The sequence below is a fragment of the Corallococcus sp. AB030 genome (assembly GCF_003668965.1).
GTDB classification, from domain to species: Bacteria; Myxococcota; Myxococcia; order Myxococcales; family Myxococcaceae; genus Corallococcus; species Corallococcus exiguus.
Genome location: NZ_RAWQ01000355.1, coordinates 1 through 5,165, shown reverse-complemented (window position 1 = coordinate 5,165; position 5,165 = coordinate 1). Strand labels below are relative to the sequence as shown.

Annotated in this window: 4 protein-coding genes; 2 read left to right on the top strand and 2 right to left on the bottom strand. The window is 69.6% G+C overall.

Features of this window, described 5'->3' with window-relative positions:
- On the top strand, nucleotides 1-184 hold a 184-nt coding region (locus D7Y15_RS42090), incomplete at its 5' end, for a hypothetical protein (RefSeq protein WP_148713021.1).
- A gap of 4 nt (nucleotides 185-188) precedes the next feature.
- On the opposite strand, the gene D7Y15_RS46210 is transcribed toward D7Y15_RS42090, so the two are convergent.
- On the bottom strand, nucleotides 189-3,569 hold the full coding sequence (locus D7Y15_RS46210) for an ATP-binding protein (protein WP_121756078.1): 3,381 nt from the start codon (nucleotides 3,567-3,569) through the stop codon (nucleotides 189-191).
- 245 nt (nucleotides 3,570-3,814) lie between these two features.
- On the opposite strand from D7Y15_RS46210, the gene D7Y15_RS42080 reads away from it, so the two are divergent.
- On the top strand, nucleotides 3,815-3,997 hold the full coding sequence (locus D7Y15_RS42080; RefSeq protein ID WP_120581437.1) for a hypothetical protein: 183 nt from the start codon (nucleotides 3,815-3,817) through the stop codon (nucleotides 3,995-3,997).
- Between the two features lie 330 nt (nucleotides 3,998-4,327).
- On the opposite strand, the gene D7Y15_RS42075 is transcribed toward D7Y15_RS42080, so the two are convergent.
- Entirely contained in the window at nucleotides 4,328-4,918 is a 591-nt protein-coding gene (locus D7Y15_RS42075; RefSeq protein WP_148713020.1) for a DUF642 domain-containing protein, read from the bottom strand.
- Between the last annotated feature and the right edge of the window lie 247 nt (nucleotides 4,919-5,165).

The following is a 5,165-nucleotide window of genomic DNA, read 5'->3' as shown; positions in this document are numbered from 1 at the left end:
CGTGGGGGCGGCGGTGCTCGCGCGCGGCCTCGCGGGGATGCTCTACGGCGTGGGCGCGCTGGACGCCCTGACGTTCGGAGGCGTGCCCCTGCTGCTGGGCGCGGTGGCGCTCGTGGCCAGTGGGTTGCCCGCCCGCCGCGCGCTGCGCGTGACGCCGGCCATCGCGCTCCGGGCGGACGAATAGGGCTTCAGGACACGGTGTCGTAGGCGGGGGGCGCTTCCCTCGGCATGCGGACCGTGAACGTCGTTCCGGCCTCTTCGCTGGAGGTCGCGCTCACGTGGCCTCCGTGCGCGCGCGCCACCTGCTGCACGATGTAGAGCCCCAGCCCCACGCTGCGCGACGAGCGGCCTTCGTCATGGTGGCCGCGCCGCATGGCCTGGAAGAGGGTGGGCAGCATCTCCGGCGGAATGGGCCGGCCCCGGTTGTGGACTTCCAGGACGAGGTCGTCCCCCTCCTCGCGAGTGGACACCCGCACCGTGGAGCCCGGCTCGCCGTAGCGAAGGGCGTTGGTGACCAGGTTCTGCACCACCTGGCCCAGCCGCTCCTCGTCCCACGAGCCCAGGCCGTCGCCCTGCTGATCCAGGACCACCTGCCGCTCCGGGAACGCCACCTGGACCTCCTCCAGCGCGTGGCGCGTGGCCTCGTGGAAGTCCATGCGGCGCCGCTGCACCGGCAGCCCTCCTCCCAGCCTCGCCTGGGTCACGTCCAGCAGGTCGCGGATGAGGCGGTTGGCGCGCTCGGCGCTGCTGATGATGCGGCCGGTGTTCTTTGTCGCGCGCTCCCCCAGGTCATCGCGCTGGAGCAGGGCGTTCGCCGACAGGAGGATGGCGTTGAGTGGATTGCGCAGGTCGTGGCTGACGATGCCGATGAGCTGCTGCTCGAACTCCCGCTGCTCTCGCGCCTCCGCCTCGCGCCGGTGGCGTTCGGTGATGTCGCGGCTCACCGTGGCGATGCCCATGTCCTCGCCCGTTGTGGCATCGCGCAGCGTGAAGAAGTTGTAGTGCACGGGTATCGCCGCTCCGGTGCGGAAGTGGCGGAGGCGGAACTCTCCGTCCCAGCGCCCGTGCTCGCGCAGCCTGGGCAGGATGACGTCGCGCACGTAGGCGCGGTCCTCCTCCAGGAAGTAGTCGAACAGGTGCGTGCTCCGCACCGCCTCCGGCCCCTCCAGTCCCAGCATCCGCTGGCCCGCCTCGTTGACGAACAGCGCCCGTCCGTCCGGTCCTCCAATGCCGATGAGGTCCGAGGACTGCTCCACCACGGCAATCAGCTTCTCGCGCTCCCGCTCCGCCAGACGTTGCTCCCTGCGCGCCCGTGCCGCCGCGAGATTCCCCTCCACGCGCGCCAGCAGCTCCCGCGCGGAGAACGGCTTCACCAGGTAGTCGGTGGCGCCCATGCGCAGGCCCTCCACCGTGGCCTCCTCGCCGGCGCGCGCGGACAACAGGATGACGGGCACGTGCACCGTCGTCGGGTCCTCGCGCAGCCGCCGCAGGAGCCCGAAGCCATCCAGCTCCGGCATCATCACGTCGCTGATGACGAGGTCCGGCATCCGGGCCCGGCACGACTCCAGTGCCTCCAGTCCATTCGCCGCGAGCGTCACCTCGAAGCGGTCCGCGAGCAGCGAGTGCACATACGCGCGCATGTCCGCGTTGTCGTCCGCGAACAGGACATGGCCGCCCACGGTCCTCATGAGGGGCGCGGGGGCCGCGTCGACCGCGAGCATGGCCGGCGTGCCCTCCGGCCCCAACCAGCCGGACGCCTCCTCCAGGAACGTCGCGGCGGTCGCGCTCGTCGGGACGCGCTCGGACGTGGACGCCGCCGTCTCCCGTGGAGCGTCAGCCAGGGAGGACGCCTCCGCGGGCAGCGTCACCGTGAAGGTGCTGCCCTGGCCGGGGCGGCTCTCCGCCTGCACGTCGCCGCCATGCAGGCGAACCAGCTCCCGCACCAGCGCGAGCCCGATGCCGCTGCCCTCGTAGCTGCGTCCCTGCGCGCCCTGCACTCGGTGGAAGCGGTCGAAGATGAGCGGCAGCTCCTCCGGTGGAATGCCCGTGCCGGTGTCCGCCACGCGCAGCTCCACCTGCGTTCCGCGCCAGCGCAGGCTCACGCGGATGCCGCCCTGGTGCGTGAACTTGAACGCGTTGGAGATGAGGTTGAGGACGATCTTCTCCCACTGATCCGGATCCACCTTCACGGGGTGCGGCAGCGGGGGACAGTCCACGTCGAGCGTCAGGCCCGCGCGCTCCACGGTGGAGCGGAAGCCGCTGGCGAGCCCGCGGGTGAGCGCGGCGAGGTCGGTGGGCACCGCGGTCGCGTGCAGGCGGCCCGCTTCGATGCGGGAGAACTCCAGCAGCGTGTTGACGAGCTTGAGCAGCCGCAAGCCATTGCGGTGCACCGTCCGCTGCCGTTCGAGCTGCCGGGGACCGAGCGGCTCCAGCGGATCCTGGAGGCCGTCCTCCACCGGCCCCAGCATCAGCGCCAGCGGAGTGCGGAACTCGTGGCTCACGTTGCTGAAGAAGTCCGTCTTCGCGCGATCCAACGCGGCCAGCGCCTCCACGCGGCGGCGCTCCTCCTCGCGGGCGCGGGCCTGGGAGATGGCCGTCGTCACGCCCCGGGCCAGCAGCTCCAGGAAGCCCCGGTACTTCTCATCCAGTGCCAGCCTGCGGCTCAGCCCCGTCACCAGGAAGCCCGCGGGCCGCGCATGCCCCGCGCGCGGAAGGGGCTGCACCCATGCGGAGGCCGTTCCCTCCGGCCACGGCCCCACCGCGACGGTGCCTGTCTCCCCTGGCAGCCTCTCCCAGAGGAAGGCCGCGCGGGTGCTCGCGGCGTCGCCCAGGGGCCAGTCCGCGCGCGCCTGACCCGTGCTGTCCGGGAGGGGAATCGACTCGGGAGCGAGCGCATCCCCCGCCGCCATCCCGCTCGTCCCGGCGAGCCGCGCGGTGCCAGTGGCGTCATCCACCAGGTAGAGCAGGGCGAAGGGCACGTCGAGCGGCGCAGCGGCGATGACTCGAATGGCCTCGCGACAGGCGTCGTCCGTGGTGGCCCGGTCCGCGGTGGAGGCACCCAGTTCGCGCAGCATGTCCAGCCGCCGCGTACCCACCACCTGTCCGGTGGTCTCCGTGAGCGCCGCGAAGATGCCCGCCACGTCGCCGGACTCGTCGCGCACGGGCGAGTGGCTGTAGGTGAAGTAGCACTCCTCGACGAAGCCGTTGCGGTCGAGCGGCATCATCAGGTCATTGACGAAGATGGCCTCGCCGGTCTGGCGCATGCGCTCCCAGCCGGGGCCGAGCATGTGCCAGACCTCCGGCCAGGTGACGGCCGCTGCCTGCCCCAGGGCAGCGGGGTGCTTCGTGCGTCCGCAGATGGGCCGGTACGCGTCGTTGTAGAACTGGACGAACTCCGGACCCCACGCGACGTAGAGCGGATAGTCGGACGCGAGCACGATGCTGACGGCCGTGCGCAGCGACTGGGGCCAGGTCTCCACGGGGCCCAGGGACGTCCTCGCCCAGTCCACCTGCCGCAGCAGGGCGCCACACGCGCCACCGCCTCGCAGGATGTCGTCCACCGCGCCCATGTGCCTCCACGCCCATGCGCGCCTTCAAGAATGGAGGCCACTGCTGGGGGATGGAACTTCGGGGTTTCGCCGAGCGATGGCCAGTGCGCAGAGCGGAGCCCGTGATGAAACGTGCATCGATGAACGGCGGGCGTCTGGAGGGCAACCAGGCGCTCGCGCGGTTCACGGCCCGGTCATCGTGAAGTTGTCGATGGCCAGACCGCAGTCGGTGAACCTCGACGTGCTGGTGAACTGGATCCGCGTGGATGGCGGACGTGATGGTCCAGCCCGGCAGCGCGTTGCTGGACGGGTTGAGGATGACGGAGTTGGACGAGCCAATGGCGTGGGTCTCGAAGCTGTCGTTGGTGGCGACGTTGATGCCCTGCTCGACGCTGCTCAGCTCCGGCTCGGAGCGCGCGGAGTCCGGACCCCCCAGCCCGCCAGCGTGAAGAGGCCAAAGCCCACCAGGGTGCGAAGACGCAGCATGGGGTTGGCATTCATGTGATGTGATTCCCGTTGAGATGTGTTTCGCCTGTGTTCAATGACAGGCGAAGCGCACTCCAGGTTCGTTCACCTTGGGTGTGGATGGCTTGGCGGGTGGTGCCATTGCACTGACTGCTGCCCTCCAAGCAGGTCAGAACCGGATGCTGCGCCTGTGAGGTGGAACAGGGCGATCCGGCGACCCACGGTCCACCGTCCAGTCGCTGATAGGGCCGCCGCCCCACGGGTAGGGGAGCGGCGGCCCGGGGCCCGCACGGATCAGCGGACGGGCTGCGTCATCACGGTCCGGTCACCGTGAGGTTGTCGATGGCCAGACCGCAGCCGACGCCACCGGAGGTGCTGATGAGCTCGATCCGCGAGACGGTGCTGGTGGCGTTGAACACGTAGGTGCGCGGGAACGTCGACCACGTCCCGGAGCTGTTGGAGAAGCTGGCGGTGCTCGGGCCGTAGTTGAGGGTGGCCGACCGGGACACGGTGGTGCAGGTGGGGCTGTTGGACACGTAGAAGGACACCGTGTAGCCGCCGCCGACGACGGTGGGGACGTCCTGGTACAAGGAGCCCGCGCCCAGGCCGTTGAGGTCGATGGACTGGATGCCGCTCTGCGCCGCCTTGTACGTGTTCTTCATCACCTTGATTCCGCTGGTGATGGTCCAGCCCGGCAGCGCCGTGCTACCGGCGTTGAGGACCACGTAGTTGAAATTGCCGATGTTGTTGTTCTCAAAGCTGCCGTTGGTCGACACGACGACGCCCTGCTCGACGTTGCCGAGCTCCGGCTCCTGGATCGCGGCATCCGGGCCCCCACAGCCCATCAGCGCGAAGAAGCCAAAGCCCACCACCGCGCCGCGACGCAGCATTTGCTTGCCATTCATATGATGTGATTCCCCCTGAGATGTGTTTCGCCCGCGCGTCGTGCGACAGGCGAAACATACCGTACATGATTTCACATCAAGTGTGTGAAACTTCACAGTGGGGTTGCTGGCTTGGTTGGCCTCCGGGCGGGTCAGAGGGGTGCGCAGCCACCCGTGGGTGCGGGACTGATCACGGATGAGGCATTGATGACACAGGGCTGGACCTGCCTCTTATACACATCTCCGAGCCCACGAGACGCTCATGAAA